The 26,041-nt window shown below is 74.1% G+C and carries 20 protein-coding genes and 1 pseudogene; 5 read left to right on the plus strand and 16 right to left on the minus strand.

Annotated elements, in window-relative coordinates:
* Position 1: 1 nt before the first annotated feature.
* The 4 genes from OG937_42570 to OG937_42585 form a co-directional block, all read right to left on the minus strand.
* On the minus strand, positions 2-568 hold the full coding sequence (locus OG937_42570; GenBank protein WUD77929.1) for an NAD(P)H-dependent oxidoreductase: 567 nt from the start codon (positions 566-568) through the stop codon (positions 2-4).
* 152 nt (positions 569-720) lie between these two features.
* Positions 721-1,179, minus strand: a complete 459-nt coding sequence (locus tag OG937_42575; protein ID WUD77930.1) for an ATP-binding protein — start codon at positions 1,177-1,179, stop codon at positions 721-723.
* 104 nt (positions 1,180-1,283) lie between these two features.
* Positions 1,284-1,715 carry a response regulator gene (locus tag OG937_42580; protein WUD79056.1) on the minus strand — a complete coding sequence of 144 codons (432 nt, stop codon included), beginning with the start codon at positions 1,713-1,715 and terminating at the stop codon, positions 1,284-1,286.
* Positions 1,715-2,095 carry a hypothetical protein gene (locus tag OG937_42585; protein WUD77931.1) on the minus strand — a complete coding sequence of 127 codons (381 nt, stop codon included), beginning with the start codon at positions 2,093-2,095 and terminating at the stop codon, positions 1,715-1,717. Before OG937_42585 ends, OG937_42580 begins: the two co-directional genes overlap by 1 nt.
* Before the next feature lie 238 nt (positions 2,096-2,333).
* On the opposite strand from OG937_42585, the gene OG937_42590 reads away from it, so the two are divergent.
* Positions 2,334-3,884: a CHASE3 domain-containing protein gene (locus tag OG937_42590; GenBank protein ID WUD79057.1), complete on the plus strand. Its 1,551-nt coding sequence runs from the start codon at positions 2,334-2,336 to the stop codon at positions 3,882-3,884.
* On the plus strand, positions 3,881-5,125 hold the full coding sequence (locus OG937_42595; protein WUD77932.1) for a SpoIIE family protein phosphatase: 1,245 nt from the start codon (positions 3,881-3,883) through the stop codon (positions 5,123-5,125). The genes OG937_42590 and OG937_42595 overlap by 4 nt, the downstream gene beginning before the upstream one ends.
* On the opposite strand, the gene OG937_42600 is transcribed toward OG937_42595, so the two are convergent.
* Both OG937_42600 and OG937_42605 read right to left on the minus strand, forming a co-directional pair.
* Positions 5,090-6,025, minus strand: a complete 936-nt coding sequence (locus OG937_42600) for a hypothetical protein (protein WUD77933.1) — start codon at positions 6,023-6,025, stop codon at positions 5,090-5,092. The two genes, OG937_42595 and OG937_42600, sit on opposite strands and share 36 nt — an antisense overlap.
* Before the next feature lie 272 nt (positions 6,026-6,297).
* Complete coding sequence (locus OG937_42605; GenBank protein ID WUD77934.1) at positions 6,298-7,605, minus strand: amidohydrolase; 1,308 nt, start codon at positions 7,603-7,605, stop codon at positions 6,298-6,300.
* Between the two features lie 222 nt (positions 7,606-7,827).
* On the opposite strand from OG937_42605, the gene OG937_42610 reads away from it, so the two are divergent.
* Positions 7,828-8,001: a thiazolylpeptide-type bacteriocin gene (locus OG937_42610; GenBank protein ID WUD77935.1), complete on the plus strand. Its 174-nt coding sequence runs from the start codon at positions 7,828-7,830 to the stop codon at positions 7,999-8,001.
* An 88-nt stretch (positions 8,002-8,089) separates the two neighbouring features.
* Here the strand turns inward: OG937_42610 and OG937_42615 are convergent, their stop codons facing one another.
* The 9 genes and pseudogenes from OG937_42615 to OG937_42655 form a co-directional block, all read right to left on the minus strand.
* Positions 8,090-10,012: a TOMM precursor leader peptide-binding protein gene (locus OG937_42615; GenBank protein ID WUD79058.1), complete on the minus strand. Its 1,923-nt coding sequence runs from the start codon at positions 10,010-10,012 to the stop codon at positions 8,090-8,092.
* Complete coding sequence (locus OG937_42620; GenBank protein ID WUD77936.1) at positions 10,009-10,770, minus strand: ABC transporter permease; 762 nt, start codon at positions 10,768-10,770, stop codon at positions 10,009-10,011. Before OG937_42620 ends, OG937_42615 begins: the two co-directional genes overlap by 4 nt.
* Position 10,771: 1 nt before the next feature.
* The gene (locus tag OG937_42625) at positions 10,772-11,686 is read right to left on the minus strand and encodes an ABC transporter ATP-binding protein (protein WUD79059.1); all 915 of its coding nucleotides are present in this window, start codon (positions 11,684-11,686) and stop codon (positions 10,772-10,774) included.
* A gap of 1,373 nt (positions 11,687-13,059) precedes the next feature.
* Complete coding sequence (locus tag OG937_42630) at positions 13,060-14,145, minus strand: lantibiotic biosynthesis protein (protein WUD77937.1); 1,086 nt, start codon at positions 14,143-14,145, stop codon at positions 13,060-13,062.
* On the minus strand, positions 14,142-16,862 hold the full coding sequence (locus OG937_42635) for a lantibiotic dehydratase family protein (GenBank protein WUD79060.1): 2,721 nt from the start codon (positions 16,860-16,862) through the stop codon (positions 14,142-14,144). The genes OG937_42630 and OG937_42635 overlap by 4 nt, the downstream gene beginning before the upstream one ends.
* 56 nt (positions 16,863-16,918) lie before the next feature.
* Positions 16,919-18,562 (minus strand): nitroreductase family protein, encoded by a 1,644-nt coding sequence (locus tag OG937_42640; protein WUD77938.1) that lies wholly within the window; start codon positions 18,560-18,562, stop codon positions 16,919-16,921.
* A gap of 51 nt (positions 18,563-18,613) precedes the next feature.
* Positions 18,614-20,536, minus strand: coding sequence for a TOMM precursor leader peptide-binding protein (locus tag OG937_42645; protein WUD77939.1), 1,923 nt, complete (start codon positions 20,534-20,536; stop codon positions 18,614-18,616).
* The gene (locus OG937_42650) at positions 20,526-22,769 is read right to left on the minus strand and encodes a TOMM precursor leader peptide-binding protein (protein WUD77940.1); all 2,244 of its coding nucleotides are present in this window, start codon (positions 22,767-22,769) and stop codon (positions 20,526-20,528) included. Before OG937_42650 ends, OG937_42645 begins: the two co-directional genes overlap by 11 nt.
* A gap of 342 nt (positions 22,770-23,111) precedes the next feature.
* A pseudogene (locus OG937_42655) lies at positions 23,112-23,855 on the minus strand (AfsR/SARP family transcriptional regulator).
* Between the two features lie 555 nt (positions 23,856-24,410).
* Here OG937_42655 and OG937_42660 point away from each other — a divergent pair.
* Positions 24,411-24,614 (plus strand): cold-shock protein, encoded by a 204-nt coding sequence (locus OG937_42660; GenBank protein ID WUD77941.1) that lies wholly within the window; start codon positions 24,411-24,413, stop codon positions 24,612-24,614.
* Between the two features lie 153 nt (positions 24,615-24,767).
* Positions 24,768-25,529 carry an MBL fold metallo-hydrolase gene (locus tag OG937_42665; GenBank protein WUD77942.1) on the plus strand — a complete coding sequence of 254 codons (762 nt, stop codon included), beginning with the start codon at positions 24,768-24,770 and terminating at the stop codon, positions 25,527-25,529.
* 67 nt (positions 25,530-25,596) lie between these two features.
* Here OG937_42665 and OG937_42670 read toward each other — a convergent pair whose 3' ends face one another.
* A complete protein-coding gene (locus OG937_42670) occupies positions 25,597-26,037 on the minus strand; it encodes a GNAT family N-acetyltransferase (protein WUD77943.1) in 441 nt (146 codons plus the stop codon).
* Positions 26,038-26,041: the final 4 nt, after the last annotated feature.

The following is a 26,041-nucleotide window of genomic DNA, read 5'->3' on the forward strand; positions in this document are numbered from 1 at the left end:
GTCAGGACGGCGTGTGGCGCAGCGGCTCCAGGGCCTTGGTCCAGGCCAGGACCTCGTCGAGGACGACGCCGAGCTCGCCCGCGCGGCGCGGGCCGGGCTCGAAGCGGCTCATGTCGGCGAAGTCGCGGAAGAGGGAGAGCGCCACCTGCGCACGCACGGTGGCCACCCGCAGTTCGGCCATCACCAGCCGCAGGTGCTCCACCGCGCGGCTGCCGCCGACGCTGCCGTACGCGACGAACCCGGCCGCCTTGTTGTTCCACTCGGCGAAGAGGTAGTCGATGGCGTTTTTGAGCGCCCCCGGGATCGAGTGGTTGTACTCGGCCGTCACGAAGACGTAGCCGTCGAAGGAGCCGATCTTCTCCGCCCACGCGAAGGTGTGCGGCCGGCTGTACTGGCCCAGTGACGGCGGCAGCGGTTCGTCGAGCAGCGGGAGGTCGTAGTCGGCGACGTCCACCAGTTCGTACTCGGCGTCGCCGCGCAGCGCGGCGTTCTCGTACACCCACCGGGCGACGGCCTCGCCGAGGCGCCTGGGGCGTGTGCTGCCGAGGATGATGGCGATCCTGGTCATGGCGTTGCTCCTGGACGGTCCTGTTCCGGTGGCCGGGCGGGGCGCCGGAGGCGGCGGACCGGCGCGTGAGGCACCTTCCATGCGCGCCCGCCGGTGAATCCGGCGGGGCCGGGGGTTCACCCGATCGCCGTGACGGCGGGGCGTGCCGCGGCTCAGCGGGTCCGGGGCTCCAGGGAGATGCGGACCGTGATGCGCTTGCCCACCGGCTGCCGCTGCACGTCGTAGCCCTCGCACAGGGCCAGGATGATCTCCAGGCCGTGCTGGCCGATCCGTCCCGGCTCGGCGGCGCGGGCCAGGGGCAGGGCGCTGCTGGTGTCCCACACGGACACCAGCAGCGTCGCCGTGTCGACGTCCACCTCGAGGTCGAGCAGACCGGGGCCCGGAGCGTACTTGCAGGTGTTGGTGATGAGCTCGCTGACGACGAGCTGTGCGGTCTCGACCGTCTCCACCGGTACCGGGACGCCGTGCTCACCCTGGACGCGGGCGAGGAACCCGCCGGTGAAGCGCCGCGCCGCGGAGATCGCCTCCGAGTCGCCCTCGTGCGCGAATCCGGCGTGGATGCACGGCCAGTCGGCCAGGTGGGCGGGGTGGCCGTCCAGCCTCGGTTCCATGGTGGTGCCTTTCGTACTGCTTACCGGACGGCCGCGCTCAGGCGCGGCCAGCCGTCCGTCTACCCCGGTTTCCGCGACTGACGCTCATCCGCTTCCGGTCACGTTCACTGGCGGGGGAGCTTGGTGACGGTGTCCAGGTAGAAGGCGTCGATGCTGTGCACGGCGCGCTCGAAGTCGTCCAGGTTGACCGGCTTGGTGACGTACGCGTTGGCGTGCTGCCGGTAGGCGCCGGCCACGTCGTCGGGCGCCGCGGAGGTGGTGAGGACGACCACCGGGACCGCGCGCAGTTCCTCGTCGTTCTTGAGGATCGAGAGCAGCTCGTGGCCGTTCATCCGCGGCATGTTGAGGTCGAGGACGATCAGGTCGGGGAGCCGGTTGGCCGGGTCGCGCAGGTACTCCAGCGCCGCGAGGCCGTCCTCGACCTGGGTCAGGTTGCGGGCACCGCGCTCGGCGAGGGCGTCCCCGATCAGCATGGCGTCCGCGGGGTCGTCCTCGACCAGCAGCACGTCGTGGGGGCGGGCGGGGGCGATCATCATCATTGGCTCCGGGTCGGGTCGGTGCGCCGCGGGGGACGGTGGGGGGTGTCGCTGGTCACCAGGCCGGGCCAGCGGCGGCGGGCGCCCTGGCGGCTGATGTTGCAGGCCCGGCCGATCTGGGGGTATCCGGCACCTGCGGCGGCCGCCTGCTCGGCCGCCTGGTTCTCCAGGTGCTCGACCGCCTGCTGGAGGAGGCTGAGCGTGTACAGGTACGCCAGGGCGTCTCCGCGGGCTTCGGTACCGTCGTCGGTGGCCCCGGGGACGGCGAGCGGGCGGAGGGCACGACGCGCAAGGCGCCGGGCGAGGTCGTCGACCGCGCCGATCGCCAGGGCGGCGAGCTCGTCCTCCGGCAGGCGCGGAGCGAAGTGGGTGCCAGGCATGGCCCCCACCTTAGGACCTGCACAATCGCACGACAACAAGTGTTGTCGGGTGGCCGATACAGTGGTTCCGCCCTCGGGCATCCGGCGGCGGCGAGCGAAGCGGAGGGCGCACAGCGTGGCAACGGGCGAGACGATCGTGCAGGCGGCCGGCGGGCCGGAGGCGGCGCGCGTGCCCGATGACGCCCGGGGCCCGGGCCGGCTGTCGGCGTGGACCACCCGGCGGTGGCTCCGGGTGGGGGTGAGCCTCGCCCTCGCCGTGCTCGCCGCGCTCGGCGCGCTCGGCATCTGGGCGCTGGACCGCAGCTCGGCCCTGACCGATCAGTTGGTCGACGTGCGCTCCCCGGCCCTGGTCAACTCGGTCCGGCTGGAAGCGGCGCTGGTGAACCAGGAGACCGGTGTCCGCGGTTACGGGCTCAGCGGGCAGCGGGAGTTCCTCGACCCGTACACCCAGGGGCTGGCGGACGAGCGGACCGCCCTCGACCGGCTGCGTCCCCTCGTCCAGGGCGACGCGCGGGCCCGCGACGACCTCGACGCCGTCGTGGACGCGGGCACCGCCTGGCAGGGGCTGATCGCGCGGCCCGTCGCCTCCGCCTCGGCCACGCCGGGGGAGCCGGTGCCGCTCGCCACCGAGCGGGCCGACGAGGGCAGGGCCGCCTTCGACCGGGTCCGCGACGCCCTCGGCTCCCAGCAGGAGCACCTGCGGCAGGCCCGCATCACCGCCGGCACCCAGCTCGACGCCGCCGTGCGGCTGCGCAACGTGGTGTTCACCGCCATCGCCGCCGTCATCGTGCTGCTGGCCGTGCTCGTCTTCGAGGGCCTGCGCCGCGGTATCACCCGGCCCCTGGAGCTGCTGGGCACCGAGGTCCGGCACGTGACGCGGGGCCGCTTCGACCACCCCATCACCGTGAACGGCCCGGCCGACCTGCGCCGGCTCGGCGGGGACGTGGAGGGCATGCGGCGCCGGCTCGCGGAGGAGCTCTCCTTCGCCGAGCGGGCCCGGCAGCTCCTCGACGAGCAGTCCGCCGACCTCAAGCGCTCCAACGCCGAGCTGGAGCAGTTCGCCTACGTCGCCTCGCACGACCTGCAGGAGCCGCTGCGGAAGGTGTCGAGCTTCACCCAGCTCCTGCAGCGCCGCTACGGGGAGCAGCTGGACGAGCGGGCCGACCAGTACATCGCGTTCGCCGTCGACGGCGCGAACCGCATGCAGACCCTCATCAACGACCTGCTGGCGTTCTCCCGGGTGGGCCGGGTCCACAACCAGCAGGGCACCGTGGACCTCGAGCGGATCGCCGGCGCGACGGAGGAGGCGCTGAGCGTCGCCCTGGAGGAGTCCGGCGCCGAGATCACCCGCGACCCGCTGCCCACCGTCGTCGGCGACACCACGCAACTGGGCATGCTCTGGCAGAACCTGATCTCCAACGCGGTGAAGTTCCGCCACCCCGACCGGGCACCGCGGATCCACGTCGCGGCCCGGCGCGACGGCGACCTGTGGCGGTTCTCCGTCACCGACAACGGCATCGGCATCGACCCCGAGTTCGCCGAGAAGGTCTTCGTGATCTTCCAGCGGCTGCACACCAAGGACGCCTATCCCGGCAACGGGATCGGGCTGGCCATGTGCAAGAAGATCGTCGAGTTCCACGGCGGCACCATCGGCATCGACCCGGAGTACGGCCCCGGTACCCGCATCGCCTTCACCCTCCCCGCACAGGGGCCCGACCCCGGGCAGGAGTCCGGAACCGCGTCCGCCGCGGCGGACGACGCCGGAGGCACGGGGGAGCCCCGACCGTGACGACACCCCCCACGCCGCTCACCCCCGTCACGCACCACCGGATCCTGCTCGTCGAGGACGACGCCGGCGACGCCCTGCTGGTGACCGAGATGCTCGCCGACACCTCGCTGCGGTACACGCTCGTCTGGCACAAGACCCTGGCGGACGCCTGCTTCGAGTTGTCCGCGCGGGCCGCCGACTGCGTCCTGCTCGACCTGCACCTGCCCGACGCCGCGGGCCCCGGTGCCGTAGCCGAGATCCAGCGCGCCGACCCGAACACCGCCGTCATCGTCCTGACGGGCCTGGCCGAGGGGCAGGCCGGTTCCGAGGCCCTGGCCACCGGCGCCCAGGACTACCTCGTCAAGGGCAAGGTCGAACCGGAACTCCTGCAGCGCGCCGTGCGCTACGCCGTCCAGCGCAAGCAGGCCGAACGGGCCGGCGCCGACCTGCAGGCCGGAGGGCTGCGGGCACAGGAGAACGCCCGCCTCGAACGGGGCCTGCTGCCGCAGCCCCTGCTGGCCACCCCCGCCGTCACCGCCACCAGCCGCTACCTCCCCGGGCGGGAGAGCGCCCTGCTGGGCGGCGACTTCCTCGACGTCGTGCAGACCGACGACGGGCGCGTCCACGCCGTGATCGGCGACGTCAGCGGCCACGGCCCCGACGCCGCGGCACTCGGCGTCTGCCTGCGCATCGCCTGGCGCGCGCTGACCCTGGGCGGCCACCGCGGCCCGGAACTCCTGCGCCTGCTGGAGCGCATGCTGGTCGCGGAGCGTTCGCACCCCGACCTGTTCACCACGTGCACCCTGCTCACCCTGGACTTCGCCGCGTCCCGGGCCACGGTGCACCTGGCCGGGCATCACGAGCCCCTGCTGACCACCGGCGGCGTCACGCGACCGGTCGAGGCGGCCCACGGCGTCGCCCTCGGCATCGCGCCGGGCCTGGACCAGTGGCCCGCCACGGCCTTGGACCTGCCGGAGCGGGGCACCCTGACGCTCTACACCGACGGCCTCATCGAAGGCCATGCCGGCCCCGGCGGTGAGCGGCTCGGCGCGGAGGGGCTGCTGCGCCTGCTGGCCCGGACCTCCGTGACGGCGCCCGACGCGCACCTCGACGCGCTGATCGGTCAGGTCCGTGACCTGGACGAGGAACGCCACACGGACGACCTGGCGGTGCTGCGCCTGGACTGGGGCGCGGCGGGTGACGGCGCGGCCGTGCCCGCCGACGGTTCAGCCGGCGCGGCGGTGAACGGCCGGGGCCACTGACTCCAGGCGCTCCAGGAGCAGCCCCTCGCGCGTGGACCAGGGGCAGATCTCCACGCTGTCCACCCCGCACATCTCCATCAGGGTCTCGGCCACCAGCGCCCCCGCCAGCGACTGACCCGCGCGGTGACGTGAGATGCCCGGGAGCTTGGCGCGCCCCGCCGGGCCCTTCGCGGCCAGGACGGGCACGATCTCCCGCACCTGCTTCAGCGTCAGCCGGTCCGGGCCCTCGTCGGACGTGCCGCGGGCGGCCGCGAGCCGTGCCAGCTGGGTGAACGTTTTGGAGGAGGCCAGCACCCGTCCGTCCCGCGGCGCCCGCGGCAGGGCGTCGCCCAGCTCGCCGACCGACGCGCGTAGACGGTCACGGACCTCGTGCAGCCGCCGCTTGGAGGTGACGGCGTCCACCAGGTCCCAGCGGCGGTTGACGGCGCGGGCTCCGAGGGGGAGCGAGTGGACCGCGTGCGGCTGCTCCCCGGTGCCGGCCGCGATCTCCAGCGTACCGCCCCCGATGTCGAGCACCAGCAGCGGCCCTCCGTCCCCGCCCGCCCACTGGCGGGCGGCCACGTAGGCCAGCCGGGCCTCCTCCTCGCCCGACAGCACCCGCAGCCGCATGCCCGTGGTCCGCGCCACCTGCGCGATGACCTCGTCGCGGTTCGGCGCGTCCCGGATGACGGAGGTGGCGAAGGCGTACACCGAGGGCAGCGAATGCCCCCCGTCGGCCGCCAGGGTCAGCGCCACCGCGTGCTGGACACTGCGCACCCCCGACCTGTCGAGCCGTCCCGCCGCGTCGAGCGTCTCGTGCAGCCGCAGCCGCACCTTGCGTGCCAGCACCGGTTCCAGCGGCGAGTCGGCCCGTCGTTCCACGATCGTGAGCAGGGCGCTGTGGCACCCGACGTCGAGCACTCCCGTTCTGCGTACCTTCCTCTGCGTCTTCAATCCGTACCTCCACCCCTCATCGACACCGCACCCTCCTCATTCCCCGGATCGACTGCTGTGCCTCCCCGGAGACGGGCGGGCGCCGTCCTATTCAGGGCCCCGCGTGCCCGCAAGTCAAGATCCTTTGACGAGATCGTTGCGGAGAGCACCCGATCGGTCACGGCCGCGCCGGTACGGCTCCGGGGGCTGGAGCGGCGAATTCCGCGCTGGTGGCGGCTGGTTGCGTCGTCACCGCGTCCTCACCGCGCCGGCTCCGCCAGCTGCGCCAGTGCGGCCGCCGTCAGCGTGGTCACGCCCGCGGGGACGGCCAGCCGCGGATCGGGACGGAACCCGGGGGAGTGGTTCGGCGGCAGGGCCGCCATCTTGGCCGCGGCGCCCGTACCCGGGGTCCGCGCCCACTGCTCCGGGCCGACGCACCCGAGCATCCAGTAGGCGGTGCGCACCCCGGTCGCGCCGTGCAGACCGGCCCCGGCCGGGCCGTACAGCGGGAAGTCCTCGGTGGCCGTGGACGCGGGCCAGACGGCGACGCGTGCGGCGCCGAGGGTCCGCTCGTGAGCGTGCCGCACGGCGGCGGCGGTGCCGGGGTCCGGAAGCGTGGGCTGCGACCGCGAGAGGACCCGGACGGAGGGTTCGCGCGGGCAGCCGGAGGCCGCGCACTCGGCGGCGACGATGCGGTGCACGGCCGCCGTCACACGCTCCAGCGCCTCGTCGCCGAACGCGCGCACCGAGACCTCCAGCGTCGCCGAGGCGGGTACGACGTTGCCCCGGGTGCCCGCGTGGAGCGAGCCCACCGTCAGCACCACCTGCTCGGCCGGACTGGTCTCCCGCGACACCACGGTCTGCAGCCGCAGCACGATCGCGGCCGCGGCGACCACGGGGTCCACCGCCAGGTGCGGGCTGGCCGCGTGGCCGCCCGAGCCGTGCACGACGACCTCGAGCAGCCGGCTGCCCGCCAGCACCGGTCCGTGCGCGTGGGCGACCATCCCGGCCGGCAGCGGCGCGGTGTGCTGGGCCAGGACGACGTCGGGGACCGGGAAGCGGGTGTACAGGCCGTCCTCCAGCATGGCGCGGGCCCCGTCGAGGGTCTCCTCCGCGGGCTGGCCGACCGTCACCAGGGTGCCCGACCAGTGAGCGGTGGCGCCGGCGAGCAGCGCCGCCGTACCGCCGAGGCACGCCAGGTGCAGGTCGTGGCCGCACGCGTGCATCACGGGCACCGGGCGGCCCTCGCCGTCGAGGGCGACGGCCTCGCTGGCGTACGGCAGACCGGTGGCCTCCCGGACCGGCAGCGCGTCCAGTTCGGCGCGCAGCATCACCACCGGGCCGGGCCCGTTGCGGAGCACGCCGACCACGCCGTGCCCGCCGACGCCGGTGGTGACCTCGAGCCCGGCGTCACGCAGGCGTTCCGCGTGCCGCGCCGCGGTGCGCTCCTCCGCACCGGACAGCTCGGGATGCCGGTGCAGGTCGAGGTAGTCGGCCACGGTGGGCCGCAGGATCCGGGGCAGGCCGTCGAGGACCGGGCGGTACGGGCCGTTCGCGGAGGGGGTCACAACTCACTCCCGTCGATGAGGTGTTCGGGGCGGCACGGCCGCCGGACGGCTGACAGCGGGGTGACAGCGGGACGCGCACGGATCTGCCAGCGGACCCCGTTAGAAAGGAACCCGGGTACGGCGCAAGGGTGTGCGGTCGTCCGCGACCGGCGCCCCGAGCCGCGCCCTTGTCGTCGCGTTCACCCATGGGCCGACCGGCCCGTTCCCTCAGGAGGAGACACGATGCCGCAGAACTCGCTGGAGTCGCTCGCCCAGGAGATCCTCGAGCTGGAGTCCGAGACCTTCGAGATCACCGACTACTCGGACGCGAGCGAGGTCATGCTGGGCTCGTCCACCAGCTGCTCGAGCACCAGCACTTGCTCCAGCACCACCAGCACCACCAGCTGCACCGCCTGATCCTCCGGATCCTGGTCATCGCCCTCTGCGCCGCGGCTCGCGCCGCCGCGCAGAGGGCTTTGCCGTGCTCGGTGCGGGCGGGGCAGGCTCAGGGGAACGGGTGCGGGACGCGCCGCAGTTCGTCCTCGCCGAGGTCCGTTCCCCGCAGCCCGGCCCGGCGGAACGCCGTGCGCAGCCTGGGCATGTGCAGGGCGCGCTGACGTGTCCAGCCGAAGTCGATCGGCAGCAGCCCCGGGACCAGGGTGGACACGGTGCGCAGCCCCATCCGTTCCTGCTCCGGCGTCGTCTGGTCGACGACGATCACGTCGAAGCCCGCCCCGGTGAGGGCGTCCCGGCACAGCATGAGGTCGTCGAGGAGGTCACCGGTGCGCGGCAGGCGCCGCTCCCAGTCCGCGTACAACTCGCCCAGCGGACGTACGGCGGCCGGCCGCAGATAGGACGCGGCGTGCTCCGCCATCTCGGGCAGCCCGAAGAGCGCGGCGTGGTCGGGCAGGCGCCGGACGAGACCGAAGTCCCGCGCCATGGCGGCCAGTTCCTCCGGGCGCTCGCGGACCTGCCCCGGCAGGTGGGGGATGTAGGTGAGGATCTCCGCCACCGCCGACTCCACGGCGGTCTCCGGGTCGAAGGCGGCCCCCGCGGCGAAGGCCAGCGTGCCGGGCCCGCCGTCGCGGCGCACCGCGAGCCCGGTGGCGACCGGCACCGGCAGGTCCACACGGCTGTCGAAGACGTGCACGTCGTAGCCCTGCAGGGCGGCCCGGTCGACCATGGCGCGGGTGGCCCCGCGGGTGCAGGAGCCCAGGTCGATCTCCGTCGGCCGGGCGTTGCCGTACCAGCCGAGCAGGAAGGAGTCCCGCTCGATGAGTTCCAGCAGCCCGAACAGGACCGCCTCCTCCAGGCAGCTGCCGATCGCGCAGCCGTTGGAGCACTCGAAGACGAAGTTGTCCGCCGCCAGGCCCGCGCTGTAGTGGACGAGCCGGGCCGGGACGAGGACCGGCCGCTCGTCGCGCAGCGACCAGCCCCGTACCCACGGGATGGGGCGGTCCGGCGCGAAGGGGCTCAGCATCGGGTCGTTGCGATAGGTCTCCGGCGCGTACAGGCCGCATTCGCGCGGGTCCAGCGCCCGGTCGCCGAGCACGTCGTACGCCTCGGTCAGCAGCGGCCCGCGGCGCCGCCGGTGGGTGCCCGCGTAACGCTCCAGGCCCTCCAGGAACGCCAGGTCGCGGCTGGCCCGGAAGGAGTTGGCCTGGCCGCTCCACGTGACGTCGGTCAGGCCCGCGTAGCCGCGCATGAAGACGCTCCCGGCGACCGGCGCGGTCGTCGGCGACTTGACGTCGGTCCAGGTGGTGGCGCCGAGGACCCCGCACACCGGGTTGGCCAGCGCGTCGGCCGGCAGCGCGTACGAGCGCGGGGAGCGCAGCCGGTACGTCTCCGGGGACGGCTTGGGCCGGGGTACCGGGGCCGTCACCGGCTCCGCCGCCGCGGTCCCGTCCTCCGGGACGCAGTGCGGGCACAGCGGCTCGCCCAGCAGGGGCACCGAGGTGACCTGGAGGGTCGCCAGGTCCAGCCGGGTGACGCGGGGCAGCGGCCCGGACGGGCCGGCGGTCAGGGCGCGCTCGTACAGGGAGGAGACTGCGTCCACCACGTAGCCCGGCAGGGCGGGCCAGTCGCCCGCCGCCCGCGTGGCCGTGCCGGTCTCCCAGGCCTCGCGCTCCGAACGGGTGCGCAGCCGCTGCCAGCGCATGGCCAGGCACTGGCCGCACGCCCGCTCCGCGGGGTCGGTGCCGCGCCAGGGGCCGATGAGCACGGCGTCCCAGGTGAGGTGGATCGTGGCGGCCGGGCGCTCGGCGTGGTGCGGATCGCGCCCGGGTCCGAGGGTGTCGGCGGTGCCGAGCGGCACCACGAGGGGCGGCGCCGCGGGGTGGCGTCCGGCGAGGGCTTCGCGCAGCGCGCGGGCCGCGGTGTCCATCAGCGCCGCGGGCGGCGCCGTCGTGGGGGCGAGGTCGGCGGTCATCCGCGGCTGCTCCAACGGAAGGTCCTGGCGGCGATCAGCGCGAACAGCGCCGCGAATCCGATGAGTCCGGCGCACGCGAGGGCGTAGTCGGAGGCGCTGCCGTGGTGGGTGTCGGAGAGCACGCCGAGGACGCCGTCGTTGAAGTAGCGCAGCGGCAGGGCGAGCGACAGGTCGCGCACCCAGCCCGGCATCAGGTCGGCCGGGAAGAACGAACCGGACAGGAACGCCATCGGCACCATGATGCAGTTGGCGATCGCCGCCACGGCCTCGGGCGTGTCGGCGAGACTCCCGACGACCAGCCCCAGCGCCATGAACGCGGTGATGCCGAGCACCAGCACCGGGATCACCAGCGGCCAGCCCGACGCCAGGTGGAGCCCGAACATCGGCAGCAGCGCCACGCCGATGAACAGCGCCGCCTGCGCCAGCCCCACGCCGACGGCCACGGCGTAACGGGACGCCAGCACCGACGACAGGGAGGCGGGTGTGCGCCAGATCAGCCGCAGGATGTCGTCGCGGCGCCAGTGCATCAGCGTGAAGGCCACGCCGAACATCGCCGCGTTGCCGACGCCCCACGACAGCACACCGGGGGCGATGTAGTCGATGTACGGGGGGCCGTCGTCCTGGACGGTCTGCCCCTTGAAGATCAGGCCGAAGACGATCAGGAAGAGCAGGGGGAAGGCGAAGGTGAAGAAGACGGTGGTCCGGTCCCTGACCGCGGCGCGGTAGTTGGCCCGGGTCAGTGCGGCGTACGCGCTCACGTCAGTGCTCCGATCCGGTCAGGGCGAGGTAGGCGTCCTCCAGTGTGGCGGTGCGGGTCTGCACCGCGTCGGCCCCGGCGATCTCGTTCACTGCGACGATCACCTGGCCGGCGACGTGGGTCTCCATGACGACCTCGCCGTTCTCCACCTCGGCGCGCTCCACGCCCTCGATGGCCAGGGCGCGTTCTACGGAGATGCGGTCGGCGGGCACCAGGACGCGGGTCGGCGCCTTGAGCGAACGGACGAGGTTGGCGGGCGTGTCCAGGGCGATGACCCTGCCATGGGCCATGATCGCCACCCGGTCGCAGAGGGCCTCGGCCTCGTCCAGGTGGTGCGTGGTGTGGACGATGGTGCGCCCCTCGCCCTTCAGGCCCCGCAGCAGGCTCCACAGCGAGCGCCGGGCCTCCGGGTCGAGGGCGGCCGTCGGCTCGTCCAGCATGATCAGCTCGGGCTCGTGGACGAGGGCGGTGGCGATGGCCAGGCGCTGGCGCTGTCCACCGGACAGGTCGTCGACGCGGGCGTTGCCCTGCTCGGTCAGGCCCACCTCCTTCAGCGCGCGGTCCGCGGCCTCGGGGCCGAGGCCGTAGAGGGTGGCGACGGTGCGCAGGTGCTCCAGCGCGGACAGCCGGGTGAAGAACGCGGAGGCCTGGGTCTGGACGCCGAGCCGCCGCAGCAGGCCGGTGTTGCGCGGCCACGGGGACGAGCCGAGCACCGACACGCTCCCGCCGTCGGCGCGGCGCAGTCCCTCGACCATCTCGATGAGCGTGGTCTTCCCGGCGCCGTTCGGCCCGAGGATGCCGAAGAACTCCCCGCGGCGCACGGTGAGCGACACCCCGTCCACGGCCTGTACGTCGCCGTAGCGCTTGCGCACGTCGTCGATCACCACGGCCTCGGCGGCCGGTTGCACTGGCGTCATCACTTGTTCCCTTGGTTCCCTTGCTGGGTGATGGTCGTCGCCGGCCGGGACGCGCGGCGGATCCGCGGTCACGGCAGGCGCGGTCCCGGGTGGCCGCGCGGACTCCCGCGCGGCCTGGTCCCCGTCCGGCGGTGTGTGCTGCACACGCCTGGCGCGCGCGGCCAGGCCCAGCCGCCACAGCACGACGGCGGCCAGGAGGAGGAGCACCGGGGCCGAGCCGGCCACGGCGCCGTAGCGGTCGGCCAGTGTCCTGGAGGCCCAGAGCAGGAGCAGCGCGGCGGCCCCCGTTGTCAGGGCCCCGGCCAGCAGGCCGTACGCGGTGTAGACGGCACGCGCCCGCGGTGGGTAGGCGCCGGCGCCCGGGCCGCGGCCGAACCGGCCCGCGACGGCGGCACCCAGGTAGGCGCGGCTGCCCGCGGCGAGTTGCTCCACGCCCAGGCCGTACCCGAGCAGCTTGTAGCCGTCCAGCGGGGACAGCGGCACGAGGTTGGCGAACGCGAAGACCAGGCCCACCAGCAGCGCCCCGCCGAGCGCGGAGTGCAGGGCCCCGGGCGGTGCCCACGTCCACAGCGGCCAGAGCGGCAGGAGCAGGGCGAGGTTCATGGCCGGTCCGGCGGCGGCGGTCGCCACCTGGTGGCGGCGCCGGGCGAAGAACGGCACGTCCTGCACCAGGCAGTACATGTACGTCACCGGCAGCCGCCAGCGCAGCCCGATCTCCGTGACGGTGCCTCCGAAGGCACGGCCCACCAGGCCGTGCGCCAGCTCGTGCAGGGCCATGCTGACCCAGAGTCCGACGCCCATGGCCATCAACAGCGGCGGGTGGTGGGCCAGTTGGTTCATGTCGCGCACCAGTGTGCCGAACTCCGCGGCCAAATGGATCATCATCGCGCACACCAGCAGCACCACCGTGCCCAGGAAGAGCGGTGTGCGGGCGAAGGCGGTGCGCCGGTGCAGGTCCTCGATGAGCGCCCCGGCGTCGGAGACCATGCGGACGTGCCCGTTCAGCACCGTGGACCGGCCGGTCAGCGCGCCCTTCGGTGCCGGTCCGCCCGCCGGTCCGCCCGCCCCCGCCGGGGCCGCGGCCTCCGCGCCGGCCAGCAGCTGCCGCCCGTACAGCAGGCCGAGCAACTGCCGCCACTGGGCCTCGCCGAGACGGGCCCCGAAACGCGTGGCGTACGCGTCGCCGACCTGGGCCAGGGTGCGCTCGCCGTCGAGGTGGTCCAGGACGAAGAACTCCTTGGCCCGCAGCTCGTGACGGCGGCCGCTGACCGGGTCCTTGACCGGGTGGATCTCCACGGCCCCGCGCAGCACCGCGGGGCCGACGCGCAGGTCCGGGCGCCGCCGCGGCCGCGCCTCCAGCATGCCGGGAGCTGTCATCCGGTCCCTCCCGGCGCCGCGGCAGCGCCCTCGCGCAGGGTGCGGGCGAGCACGTAGGCGAGGAACGCCTCGTCGCGGATGGTCACCGAGAGCCGGTTGTTGGTCATGTGCATGTACGGGGACATGAGCATCGCCAGCGCGTGCCGCTCGTCGCCGATGCCGAACTCATCGCCCCCGCTCCAGCGCCGGAACACCAGCTCGCCGCCGGCCGCCAGCTGCCGCACCCGCCCGGCCAGTTCGCGGCAGTGCAGCGCCCAGCCCCGCAGGAACGCCGGCAGTTCCTCCTCCGCGCCGCCCGCGATGGCCGCCCTGACGGCGGTGAAGCGGCGGCCGAGTTCCGCGCCCATGTCCTCGTAGGCACGGTCGTAGCCCTTGCGGGCCGTGAAGTTGGTCTCGGAGAAGGCGCCGTCCCAGAAGGCGTGGTAGCGCTCCAGGAAGTGCGCCAGCTCCTCGTCGTCGTCGAGGAAGGACGCGGACATCACCATCATCAGCTGCGCGGCCGTCCCCAGCAGCACCGTGCGGACGTGCAGGTTCATCGTGCGCAGCGCCTCGATGACCAGGTCGCTGGAGCGCTGGAAGTGCCACTCCGCCAGGGCGACTCCCGCCGGGCCGCCGTACTTGCCGTACTCCGGCTCGTACGGCTCGAAGCTCACCGAGTTGTTGTCCCGCAGCAGCATCCGGCCGTCCGGGCCGAGCAGCCTCTCACGCTGCTCCTGCGGGTACTCCAGCTCGAACAGGGTGTTGTAGAGGTCGGCGAGGAAACCGGCCTTGACCTCGTACAGCGCCGGGCGCGTGGTGAGGAAGTGCTGCACCGCGGCCAGCGCCCGGTCGCGCACCTCGGCGTCCGCGGCCGCCGACGAGGGCTTCAGCCGCAGCCGGACGTGCGGACCCTGCAGCCAGTAGTTGATGAAGAACCAGCCGGAGAGCAGCCCGTCCCGGCTTAGTTCGTCGACCAGCGGCCTGACGCAGTCCAGGAGGAACGGCCGCGGGCTCGCCGCGTAGAAGACGTGCAGGGCCTGCCAGTCGCCGGGCGCGCCGGGGCTGCCGGGGGCCGCGGGGCCGGTCCGGGCGGGTGAGGTCATGCCCGCTCACCATGTCCTTCCTCGTCGGGTACGGGATGTGCCGGGCCGGTGGGGAAGAGCTCCACCGCGAGCTCCGCGACGTGCCGGCCCCGGTCCGAGGTGACGTGCAGGTCGTCCTCGGCCGGCAGCATCTCCTCCAGCACGACCCGACCCTCGGGGTCCTTCACCAGGCCCTCGAGGGCCAGCAGCGACAGCGGGCTGTCGAAGTCGACGTAATGCGGCTTGGAGCCGCCCGCCCAGCCCGCGGGTGCTGCGGCGCCGGGCAGTACCGTCGCGAAGGCCCGGGCGGGGACGCCGTGCCGGCGGCGCCAGCGCTGCCACCGCAGGAACCAGCCGGCGTCGTCCTCCCCGGCCGGACGCCGCGGCAGCGCCGTGGCGTCGGCGGTCCAGCGGCGCCGGCTGAGCACCACGGAGCCGTGGCGGACCCTCGGCCGGGTCGTCACCCCGTCGACGGCGGGCGCCTCGGGGACGCCGGTCCACACGTCGAGGGCCGTCTTGGAGGTGGGGGAGAGCAGCAGCAGGGTGCGCGGGATCTCGGGGAGCACCATCGGCACCAGGTAGCCCAGGTAGAGCGGGATCACCTCCTTGCCGAGCCTGCGCGAGCGCACGACCAGCCGGTCCTCGGAGGTGTCGTGCTCCACGAAGAGGTCGTCGAGGTGGATGCGACCCTCCGGCGGCGCCGAACCGGTCTCCCCGGGGCACAGGATCTGGTAGTCCGTCAGGCGGCCGTGCAGGTTGAGGTTGGTGGTCGCCGAGCCCGCGGTGATCTCGGCGAAGACCGCGCCCTCGGGCTGCGCGGCGCGCAGCGTCGTGAGCAGTCGCTCCGACAGACCGGGGGAGTCCCCGGCGGTGTCGAAGCAGTGGGTGAAGCGCGTGAAGGGGAAGCACAGACCGCCGTAGGACCCGTTGAGGACGACCAGCGGGTCCACGGCACGGTCGGCGAGCTGGACGAAGTGGCTCTGCGGGGCGAACCCGCCCGGGAGCGGCGCGAGTTCGCCCGCGACCGCGTCGACGAGCTCCTCGTCGACGCGCAGTTCCGCCGCGTCCGCGTCCCGGTTCCGCCAGCGTTCCCGCATGCCCTCCACGAAGGCGGCGCGGGCCCGGTCCAGCGCGGTGATCTGGGGCAGGCCCAGCCAGTTCTCCTCCGGCTGGTGGCCCTCCCGGCTGTCGTGCGGCGGGCGCTGGGACGTGAAGAGCAGATACTGCTCGAACAGGTCCTCGTGGAAGTCGTGGACCAGTCTCAGCAGGTCGTCGCAACGGCCGCCCCGGCCGTACCGGGCCAGGAAGAAGCCCTTGAAGGTCAGCCGCTGCGCCAGGGAGACGTCGAAGGCGGGCAGCACGCGGGCGAGCGAGCGGAGCGGGCCCTCGGCCAGTTCCGTCCACTGCCGCAGGTCCGCGGTGACGGGCCCGTCCGCGGCGCGCGCGTCCTCGTACAGCAGGGTCTGCGGCAGCGTCGTGGTGGACGCGCCCAGCGACTCCACGACGGCGGGCAGTTCGCGGCGCAAGCCGGTCAGCAGCTCGCGCCGCCGGTCCAGCGGCGCGCCGGCGTACGCGGCGACGCCGGCCGCGGTCCCCTCCAGCCGCTCGGCGAGCCCGGTCGCCCACGGCCGGCCGACCTCGCGCAGCGCCTCCTGGAAGTCCCGCAGCGGGTCGCGGCTGTGGACGTCCGGGTGGAGGGAGTTGAGCTGCACCATGCCGAGCTGCAGCAGCGCCGACAGGTAGCGCTCGGCGTCCTCGGCGGTCGCTCCGCGTTCCGTGCGCAGCCAGGCCGCCAGCTCCCGGTGGCGCAGCCGCGTCCGCTCGCGCAGCAGGCCGAGCAGACCCTCCAGGACGCCGCTGCGGCGGAGGAAGAACAGCCGGTCGCGTGCCGCGTCGAAGCTGACGGCGGCGGAGTCGTCGCCCGCGGTCACCGAACGCCGTACGAAGCGGACCCGCTCGTCGTCCAGTTCCCAGCCCGAGGCCAGGGAGACCAGCAGGTCGCCGCGGCGCCCGGGGTCGGCGGCGATCGCCTCGGCGAGCCGCCGCAGCACCACGACGTTGAGCCGGGCGTGCCCGGTCCAGCGTTCGGCGACGCGGACGCTCCCGCCGGACGAGGCGTCCGCGCCGTCCACGCCGTCCGCCCGGAACTCGCCGACGGCGACCCCGGTGAAAGTGCTGAACGGGCTGGTCTTGCAGGCGGTGCGGTAGAGGTACGCGAGCAGCGACCGCTCGATCTTCCGGCCCCGTTTGCCGGCCGCGGCCGCGTCGCCGCGGATGTAGGCGTCGAGCTGCCCGTCCAGGGTCGGCGAGGCCAGCAGCAGCCCCGTCCGCAGCTGTTCCCCGGCTGCCAGTCGGCGCAGTTCCGCGCGTCCCTCGGCGAAGGCATCCGCCAGTACGACCGCGCCTGCAGCGCGCTGTTGCTCCCACGCCTGCCGGGCGCGCAACCAGGCCAGCAGCTCCGTGCCGGTCGGGCCGTCCAGCCGGGCAGCGAGCGCGAGGGCGCCCGGCCCGTCCTGCGGGAGGCGGTTGTTGAACACGGCGCGGCGCAGCCGCAGCACCTCGCGGCGCATCGCGTCGTCCTCGTTGTCCGCCACGAGCGCGGCCAGCGGGTCGCTCAGCCGGGCGCCGGCCTCGGCGAGCCGGTGCTCCTCGTCCAGGACGTGGTCGGCCCACCGGCGCGCGTCCGCGCTGCGCAGGCGCTGCGCGGCCTCGACCGGCAGACCGGCCAGCCGCAGCATGAAGCGCGGGGAAAGGGCCGCCGCCCGCGGGGCGGCGGGCCGTTCGAGTGAGATGCTCACCGTGCCCCGTCCTCCCGGCCGACCTGCTCGCCCCGTGCGTCGCGGCTCCGCGCCGACGGCACGAGCTCGTAGCGGAAGTCGGCGGGGCGCGGCCGCTCGTGGCCGACGAGCATCAGCAGCAGCGGGAGTTCCCCGGTGCCCGTGAGCCCGAGCTCCTCGGCGAAGGCGACGCTGTCGAAGCCGAGCGCCACACCGCAGGCGGTGCCCGAAGCCGCGGTGGCCGTGTAGACCGCCTGCGCGGCCGCGCCGATCGCGGCGCTGACGAGCCGGTAGCCCCGGTCCCCGGCGGCGTCGAGGACGGCGTGGGTGCGGACGGCCGGCACGATCACGGCGGCGGCCTGCTCCAGGTTGTAGTTGTTGAGGAAGTAGTGGGCCTGCAGGAAGGCGCCCGGCGATCCCTGCTTCAGCAGCCTCAGCTCCCCCGTCCCGCCGTCGTACGCGTACACGCCCTGCGCGACGCCCTCGACGTGGTTGACGAAGACGTACAGCGAGGCCAGCCGCGGGCTCCCGGCCGGGGTGACGTCGGTCGCCAGCGCCGCACCCGCCTCCGCCGCCTCCAGCGCGGCGGCCAGATGCTCCCCCGACAGCGGACGGATGCCGGTGAACCGCCCGAAGCTGCTGCGCCGCTCCCGCAGCGCGCGGCGCACGCTCAGCTCCATCGGTGCGGCGGGCGGCAGCGGTCGCCGCTGTCCGCCGGGCGGCACGGCGGGGGCCGCCGCGTCCTGCAGCGCGTCCGGCGCCGGACGGACCGACGCGCCGTCGAGCGTGGCGCGGTGCACCTGCCGCACGGTCTCGAAGGCCAGCACGCGCCGTGACCGTTCCTGCTCGACCCGGCGGACCCCGGAGGTGACCACCGCGCTCGCGGCCGCGGGGGCCGGCCCGTCCCAGCGCAGCGGCACGACGGCGAACACCCCCTCGTCGTCCGCCTCCGCCCCCAGCAGCCGGCCCAAGCGCGGCTCGTCGAACCACAGCACCGGGTCGATCCGCAGCCCGCGGGCCTGCGCCCACATCCGCCAGGTCTGCAACAGCGCCCCGGTGTCCATGGTCACCACGTGGTAGCTGAAGCTGTTGTACTTGAAGGAGTTCTGCCAGAACTTCACACCGAGGACGAGGAACTGGTCGGTGTCCCGGTGCAGCCGGGCGTCCCCGACCGCGGCGCGGACCTCGCCCGACACGTCGCCCGTGAGCAGCCGGTGCACGGCGTGGTGCGAGGGCGCGTAGTGGTACACGCCCGGTGTCATCGGGCCGGAGGCACCGCTGACCCAGTGCACCCCCACCGGGTACAGTCCGCCGCCGGAGGCCGTGCCCCGCGACCAGTTGGCCTGGGTGTACATCGGCAGCGTGCCCAGGTCGGTGTTGGCCTGGACCGCCAGGCGGCGGCCGACCAGCCCGTACGAATCGCGCAGCATGCCACCCAGCAGCGGCAGGCTGAACGGGGCGTCGCCGTGCGGCCCGGACAGGCCCCGGCCGACGCCCGCGTCGTCGGGGAAGTCCCCGTCGGGCAGCGGGAAGCGCTCGGCGCCCGGGTAGAACTTCTCCTTCCTGGGCCGGTCCACCCAGTCGGGTACGAAGTCGGCGGGCTCCATCGCGACCCTGCCGCGCCGCATCACCGCGGTCGCGTACTCATGGGTGTGCCCCATGTCCGGTCCTCTCTGTCGGCGGCTGTCCTGCCGTTGTGCGCGGGCGGCGGTTCACGGGAAGGGGTGCGGGGCGAGGTTCAGCTCGTCGGTCCGCAGGTCGTGGTCGGTGAACCCGGCCTCGCGCGGGGCGGTGCGCAGCCGGGGCATGTGCAGGGCGCGCTGGCGGTGCCAGCCGAAGTCGATCGGGACCAGCCCGGGCACCAGGACGGAGGCCGTGTGCAGGCCGGCGTCCCGCTGCTCCGGCATCGTCTGGTCCACCACGACGACGTCGAACCCGCGCGCGGTGACCGCGGCCACGGCGGCCTCCAGGTCCTCGCGCAGGTCCGCGGCCGGTGGGCGGCCGGTCCGCAGGTCGGCCACGGCGAGCGGCGCCGTCGCGGCCCGCTCCTCCCGGTCCAGCAGGAAGGCGGCGTGCCGGGCCATCTCCGGCAGCCCGTACATCAGCGGATGGTCGTGGAGCACGTGGACCGTGCCGAAGTCCGCCGCCATCGCGGCCAGCCGGTCGTGGTCCCGCTCGGTGCGGCGGCGCAGCTTGACGGCGTCGGTGGCGATCTCCGACAGGCCCGCGGCGAGGGCCGCCTCGGGGTCCCAGGCCGCCCCGGCACCGAAGCACAGCGCACCCGTGCCCTCGTCCACGCGTTGCGCGACGGCGGTGACCACAGGGACGGGGAAGGTGATCCGCGTGTCGAAGAAGCGGGCGCGGTAGCCGTACATCGCCAGCCGGTCGACCATGTGCCGGGTAGCGCCGCGGCCGCTGGTGGCCGGGTCGATCTCCCGCAGCGGCAGCCCGGCGTACCAGGCGATGAGGAAGGCGTCCCGTTCGACGGCCTCCATCAGGCCGAAGAGCACGGCCTCCTCCAGACTGCCGCCGGAGGCACAGCCGTTGGAGCTCTCCTGCACGAAGCGGTTCTCCAGGCCGCCGGGTGCGTGGTAGTACGCCAGCACCTCGGGGACCAGCAGCGGGCGCCGGTCGCGCAGCGAGTACCCCCACACCCACGGAATCGGCCGGTCGGGCGCGAACGGCCGCACGATGTGCTGGGCCCGGTAGAAGGCGTCCGAATAGACCCCGCAGGTCCGCGGGTCGAGTGCGTCGTCGCCGAGTGCGGTCAGCGGGGCCACGACGGTGGTCCGCTTGCCGCGGGCCCGCATCCCGGCCAGCCGTTCCATGCCCTCCAGCACCCCGACCCGCACGCTGCGGGCGTAACTGCCGGTGTGGCCGCCCCAGTAGGACTCCCGCAGGTACGCGCCCGAGCGCAGGGTGAAGGCGCCCACGGTGGAGGCGGTCGACGCCGAGGTCAGATCCGGGGCCACCGACGGCCCCAGCATCCCCGTCACCGGGTTGACGAAGGCCTCCAGCGGGAGGTCGTACGCCTCGATCGGCCGGCCGCGGAAGCCGGAGGGATCCGCCTTGGGCACGCTGCGGGGCGTGAGGGTCGCGCCCTCGGCGGAGTCGGGGACGCGCCGGTCGCAGTCCGGGCACTCGGCGTCGGGGACGACGACGGCCCGGTTGACCTCCAGGCTCTCCAGGTCCAGGAGGTGGACGACGGGATAGCGGCCCGCCGTCCCCGTCCTCCGGGCGGGCTCCGTGGCGGCGGCGAGGAGCGCGGCGACGGCGTCCATCGCGAAGGCGGTGGTGAACGGCCACGGCCCCGTCGGCCGCGTGTCGGACCCGAGTTCGAGGGCGTCGCGCAGGATTCCGGGCCGTACGGCCTGCCACCGCCGCGCCAGGCAGCGCGTGCACGCCGCCGCCCCGTCCGTGCCGGTCACCGGTCCCACCAGGGCGTGGTGACCGTACAGGTGCACCGGCGCGGCGGAGCCCGGCGCCTCACCGGCGGGGACCCGCTGCTCGTCGCGGAAGCCGAGCAAGGTGACCCGCGGCGGCGCCGCGGCACCCGGGTGGCGGCGCAGGCCGTCGCCCAGCAGCCCCTCCACGACGCCGGCGGCGGGCGGCCGCACGCTCACGTCAGAGGGCATCCACGGCCCCGCGCGTCAGCAGGACCCGGGCGACGTGGACACCGGCCGACCGCAGGTCGGCCGAACCGGTGGCGACGACAAGGGCGTCGAGGCCGCGTTCCCGCAGGCAACGCAGCACTTCGGCGCCGTCGGCGGCCGCCGTGCCGCCCTCGCCGGCCTCCCCGGTGACGGCGACGGCCATGGGGTCGAGGTCCCCCAGGAAGGGGTCACCGGTGTCGAGGGGCGCGGCCGGCGCCTCGTCCCGGCCGAGCTGCACCTGACCGAGGAGGTCCCGCAGCGCGCCGACCGCGCCCTCGCGCGGGGTGGGGGCGGCGTCGACCGCCCAGAGCACGCGTCCGGTGTGCGGGTCCTCGGCGCGGGCGAACATCACCGGGGCGGCGCCGCCGGGGCCGCCCAGCTCCAGCAGTTCGGCCGCCAGCCCGAGGTTCGCCGCCGAACGGCGCAGGAAGACCACCTCCGCGTCGTCGGCGGCCCACTGCGGGCCCGTCAGGGCCACGGTGCAGCGGGACCGCAGCGCGGCGGTCAGCGTGTGGAAGGCCACCGCCGAGTACAGGGCGCGCACCGCGGCCCGCGACGGGGACGGTCCCGCGGCGGACCCGGCGGAGGTCGGCACGAACAGCCTTTCGTGGTTGTGGCCGCCGAACGTCCGCACCGCCGCCGCCGGCACCAGCGCGGTACGGGCCTCGCCGAGGGACGCGGCCGGGACCCAGGCGCGCACCGCGTCCGCGGTCGCGCCGGTGCCCGAGGCGATGTCCAGCGCGGCCGGGGCCAGCAGGGGCCACTTCTCGCGCGCCACCTCCAGCGCGGCGCCCGCCACGACCCCCCGCTGGGGGACGACGTGTTCGGCGTACACCTCCGCGGCCCGGTACAGCGCCCGCAGCCGGGCCCCGGCGACGTGGTGCACGTCGAACGCGGTGATCTCGCGCGGGTCGCCGTGCCCCACGGCCAGCCTGACCGTCCCCGCCTTGAGCGGGGTCTGCTCCCATCCGTCGTCGGTGAAGGCGCCGAACACCCCGGCACGCGGGTGGGTCAGCACCGAACGGGCGTCGAGCGCGGCCAGGGCCGCGTCCGCGTCGGCCTCGGGCGTCACCTCCCGGGGCCCGGTCTCGCGCAGGTCCTGTCCGCCCGTCAGGTCCCCGACGGTGAGCGCGTCCTCGCCTGCCGGTTCCTCGTCCTCCCGGCAGAACGGGCAACGCGGGTGCGGCAGCAGGGGTTCGGTGACCACGTCGAGGGAGTCCAGGTCCTGCAGCACCAGGCGTCCCTCGGTCTCCGGGGTGAGTACGCCGGTGACCAGCCGGAACACCTCGTACGCCAGCAGGTTGCCGAGCATCGCCGCGGGCGGACCGGAGATCCGCCCCTGCTCCGCCTGCTCGGGGTCGTCCAGGCGCACCGCGCTCCACAGGTCGGCGGCCGCGCCGGGCTCGCCGTTGGCGCCCAGGCGCAGCGCGGCACAGGACCAGCACCCCTGCGTTCCGGCCGTCATGACCGGGCCCACGACCGCCTGGTCGCCGAAGGTCCAGGCGGGCAGCAGGCGCACGCCCTCGGGTACCCCGGCCTCGAGCAGCCGCAGGGCGGCCCCGGGGGCCCCGGTGGTCAGGACCACGTCGTAGCCGGCGAGGTCGTCCCAGCCGTCGTCGCCCGTCACGTCCCACCGGACGACCTCCACGGGACAGCCCTCGCCCTCCAGCCCCGTCACCTCGCGCAGCGCCTCGGCGAAGGGGTCGGCGCCCGGGCCCGTGGCGGCCGGGAGCGCGAGCGCGGCGCAGCCGTTGCGGACCAGGCTCAGCGCGCACCACCGGGCCACCGGGTCGTCGCCCAGCACCGCGACGCGGGTGTCGCGGAAGCGCCGGAACCGGCTCCCGGCCTCCCCGGCGTAGTGGTCGATGTAGTCGACCTGCGCCGCGAAGCGCTCCGCCACCTCGGGAGCCAGTTCGTCGAGGCCGTCGCTGCCCGGGAGGACGTCGCGGGCGAAGCCCCTGCCGTACAGGGCGCCCACCAGCTCACCCACCATGGCCTGCTGCCGCTCGCCCAGGCCCGCGCAGATCTCCTCGACCCGGTTCGTCCCGTTCAGGTGGGGAACGACCAGCGTGGCGAACCGGTAGGCCGATCTGCCCCGCAGATTGAATCCACCGTGGGCGTTATGGAATACGACACCGTCCGGAGTCTCGGTGAAAAGGACATCACGGCGGATACGGGGATACGAATGCGCGACTTCCTCGTACGCAGCGGTCATGCCGTCATTACTCCCATTCGGACGCGGTCAGCGGACAACGGATACCGGCGGTAACATTCCCGAACCACCGGGGAACGGCGTTCAAAGAGTGGAGGACATATCGGGACCGGACGCCTCCGTCCGTAATTCCATCGCCCCGCGGGCGAGAATCCGGAGAGAGTCGTGCATTCGGTAGTGGCCGTCCGGTCCCTCCTCCAGGAGGCCCGCCCCGACGAGCGTTTCGAGGACCTGCGCGGCGCCCCGGGACAGCAAAGGCTTTCCGGTCGGAGGTGCGGTGGGGGTGATATCGGAACCACCCCGGGAATGGTCTCGACCATTGGCGCCGGAATGCGGGCGGTAACGCCCGGGAGGGCCGGCGGAGAGGTCCTCGCCGCGCAGCACCGCGAGCTCCAGCCGCTGCAGGGCGGCCCCGGGGTCGACACCGAGCTCGGTGCGCAGGTACTCCTTCACCACCCGGTACTCGCACAGCGCCTCGGCACGCCGCCCGGTGCGGTGGAGCGCCTCGACGAGCTGTGCCCAGAAGGGTTCGTGCGCCGGGTGGGAGCGGGCCACCGGCCAGAGCTCGGACAGCACCTGGCGGCTGCGGCCCAGCGCGAGCTCCAGGTCGAAGACCCGCTCCATGGCGCGCAGCCGCTCCTCGGTCAGCCGGGGTACGACCTCGCGCTGGAGGATGTCGGAGTGGATGTTGGCCAGCAGCGGCCCCTGCCAGAGGGCCAGCGCGGTCCGCAGGATGTGCAGCTCCCGCTCCGGGCCGGACGTCTCGTCGGCCACGCGCAGCAGGTCGCGGAAGGCGATCAGGTCCAGCGAGCCGGCGTCCGCGCCGATCCGGTAGCCCCCGGGGACGGCCTCGATGAGGGTGCCGGCGATGCCGTACTTGGTGAAGAGCTGCCGTAATCGCTGCACGCAGGTGTGCAGGGCCGACCTGGCGCTGACGGGGCGCTCCTCGCCCCAGACCACCCGCTGCAGGAATTCGGCGGACACCGTGGAATTGGGATGCAAAAGGAGAGCCGCGAGGAGATTTGCGGGCTTCGACGGCTGAAGTGCAATGACGTTGCCGCCGTCCGCTATCCTCACCGGTCCGAGCATGAGGAACTTCGGACTGAATTCGTCCGAATCTAATAACGTGTTCGGTCCGAGATCACCGGACGCTTCTTGGACACGGTCGACAGATTGCCTTTTATGCATTTCCGCCCACACTCCCCGCTGACGCCGGGAACGTATCACGCACACGAACTCGTCACAAGGGGCCCGCAAGGCCTTCCCCGAGGGATTGCCGCGGCTGCGTATGCACCATTTAACCTAAAACATCTACGCGTGTCGACCCGGTGCCGTGAAAAAGTCCGCCGGGCTCCTCCGGGACTTCGGGCATTGCTCCACGAATGTGCGGAAGTCGGTGCGGAGCGGCCTGGGGAATCACGGCCCTTTCGTGCCTGCGCCCACGCGCGGTCCGCCCGCCGGGCGGGGGCCCAGGGTGCCCGCCGCGGGGCGGTCCGTTGCGGCAGGGGACGTACAGATGCGAGGACCCGGCGTAAAAACGCCCTGCGTCGGGTAAAGAGGGCTCCGTGGCCGTCTCCGTCAGGAGGCGACTCCGGGTCACGCAGTCGGCGTGGCTCGGCGGCTGGCACGTGAAGGATGGACGCGGTGGCGACAGGCGTCGTGAAGTGGTTCAACTCGGAAAAGGGCTTCGGCTTCATCGCACAGGACGGAGGTGGCCCCGATGTGTTCGCGCACTATTCGAACATCGCCGGCAACGGCTACCGCGAACTGGTCGAGGGTGAGGCCGTGACGTTCGACGTCACCCAGGGACAGAAGGGACCGCAGGCGGAGAACATCATCCGCAACTGAGGTCCACGACCGGGGTGGCCGGGTCGTCACCGGCAGCGCGCACATGGCTGCCGGGGAGGCCCGGCCACCCCGTCCCCGTCTGCGGTCCCGCGCCTGCCCCACCTGTGGACCCCGCCTCCGGGCCGGCGTCCGGGGCGAGGACACTGGGGCGGTATGACGCACTGGTACGAGCGACGCGACGTCGAGGACGGAATCGTCCGCGTCAGTGAGCCGCACGCCCACCAGATCGTGAAGGCCAACGTGTGGTGGCTGCGCGGCTCCGAACGCGACCTCGTCGTGGACGCCGGTCTCGGGGTGGTGCCCCTGCGCCGGGAGCTTCCGGACGTCTTCGCGAGGGACCCGCTGCTGCTCCTCACCCACGCACACCTCGACCACGTCGGCGGCGCCCGCGAGTTCCCCGAGCGCGTCGCCCACACCGCGGACGCCGCGGCTCTGGCGCGCGGCGTGCCGGCGAGCCTGTACGGGCCCGAACTCGCCGAACGGCTCGGCACCGAGGACGTGGGCGCGTCCTTCCCCGACCTCCTCCTCGACGCCCTGCCCGGCCCCGGGTACGACCCCGGCAGCTACGGCATCGGCCCGGTGACCCTCACCCGCACCCTGAGCGGGGACGAGCGGATCGACCTCGGCGACCGCACCCTCACCGTCCTCCACCTGCCGGGGCACACGCCGGGCTCCGTCGCCCTCCTCGAGGAGCGGACGGGGGCGCTGTACTCCGGCGACGCCGTCTACGACGGCTACCTCGTCGACGACCTGCCCGAGTCCGACGTGCCGGCCTACCGGCGCACCGCGGCCTTCCTCGCCGACCTGGACGTCTCCGTCGTCCACCCCGGCCACGGGCGGAGCTTCGGCCGTGACCGGCTGCGCGAGGTGGCGGAGCGCTACCTGCGCCGCAGCGCTCCCGCGGACCGCTCCTGACCGTGCTCTGCCGGGGTCAGCCCGGCGGATCGGGCACGGGCCGCGGGTACGTGCGCGGGTACGGGCCTCAGGCCAGCCGCAGGGTGACGTAGGCGATGGTGTCCCCGGGCAGCACGTAGCGTTCGACCTCGACGAAGCCCCGCGCCTCCGCGAAACGCAGCCCCTCGGTGTTGGATGCCAGGACGACCGTCTCGACCGCCACCGCGCCCAACTCGCGCGCCCGGTCGATCCCCCGGGTGTAGAGCCGCATGCCGAAGCCCTGCCCCCGGTGGTCGGGCAGCACCCGGGCGATGACCGTGGCCGTGCCCTCCTCCCCGGTGGGCGGCCGCACGGTCGTGCAGCCCACGACGGCGTCACCGAGGTAGGCGACCTCCAGGTGGTTGCGCTGCGATCGCTCGCGCACGTCGTCGAGGGAGAGCGGGCCGGTGGGGATGATCGTGTTGTGGACGAACCGCCAGTCCTCGAGCATGGCGTCGCCGTGGGGCCGTTCGATGCGAAGGGTCGACATCGCA

The sequence above is a fragment of the Streptomyces sp. NBC_00510 genome (assembly GCA_036013505.1).
GTDB lineage: Bacteria > Actinomycetota > Actinomycetes > Streptomycetales > Streptomycetaceae > Actinacidiphila.

Coding starts and splice junctions, on each gene's coding strand:
- OG937_42570 (WUD77929.1), bottom strand. CDS start 568: ATGACCAGGATCGCCATCATCCTCGGCAGCACACGCCCCAGGCGCCTC.
- OG937_42575 (WUD77930.1), bottom strand. CDS start 1,179: ATGGAACCGAGGCTGGACGGCCACCCCGCCCACCTGGCCGACTGGCCG.
- OG937_42580 (WUD79056.1), bottom strand. CDS start 1,715: ATGATGATCGCCCCCGCCCGCCCCCACGACGTGCTGCTGGTCGAGGAC.
- OG937_42585 (WUD77931.1), bottom strand. CDS start 2,095: ATGCCTGGCACCCACTTCGCTCCGCGCCTGCCGGAGGACGAGCTCGCC.
- OG937_42610 (WUD77935.1), top strand. CDS start 7,828: ATGCCGCAGAACTCGCTGGAGTCGCTCGCCCAGGAGATCCTCGAGCTG.
- OG937_42615 (WUD79058.1), bottom strand. CDS start 10,012: ATGACCGCCGACCTCGCCCCCACGACGGCGCCGCCCGCGGCGCTGATG.
- OG937_42625 (WUD79059.1), bottom strand. CDS start 11,686: ATGACGCCAGTGCAACCGGCCGCCGAGGCCGTGGTGATCGACGACGTG.
- OG937_42630 (WUD77937.1), bottom strand. CDS start 14,145: ATGACCTCACCCGCCCGGACCGGCCCCGCGGCCCCCGGCAGCCCCGGC.
- OG937_42635 (WUD79060.1), bottom strand. CDS start 16,862: ATGCTGCGGCTGGCCGGTCTGCCGGTCGAGGCCGCGCAGCGCCTGCGC.
- OG937_42640 (WUD77938.1), bottom strand. CDS start 18,562: ATGGGGCACACCCATGAGTACGCGACCGCGGTGATGCGGCGCGGCAGG.
- OG937_42645 (WUD77939.1), bottom strand. CDS start 20,536: ATGCCCTCTGACGTGAGCGTGCGGCCGCCCGCCGCCGGCGTCGTGGAG.
- OG937_42650 (WUD77940.1), bottom strand. CDS start 22,769: ATGACCGCTGCGTACGAGGAAGTCGCGCATTCGTATCCCCGTATCCGC.
- OG937_42665 (WUD77942.1), top strand. CDS start 24,768: ATGACGCACTGGTACGAGCGACGCGACGTCGAGGACGGAATCGTCCGC.
- OG937_42670 (WUD77943.1), bottom strand. CDS start 26,037: ATGTCGACCCTTCGCATCGAACGGCCCCACGGCGACGCCATGCTCGAG.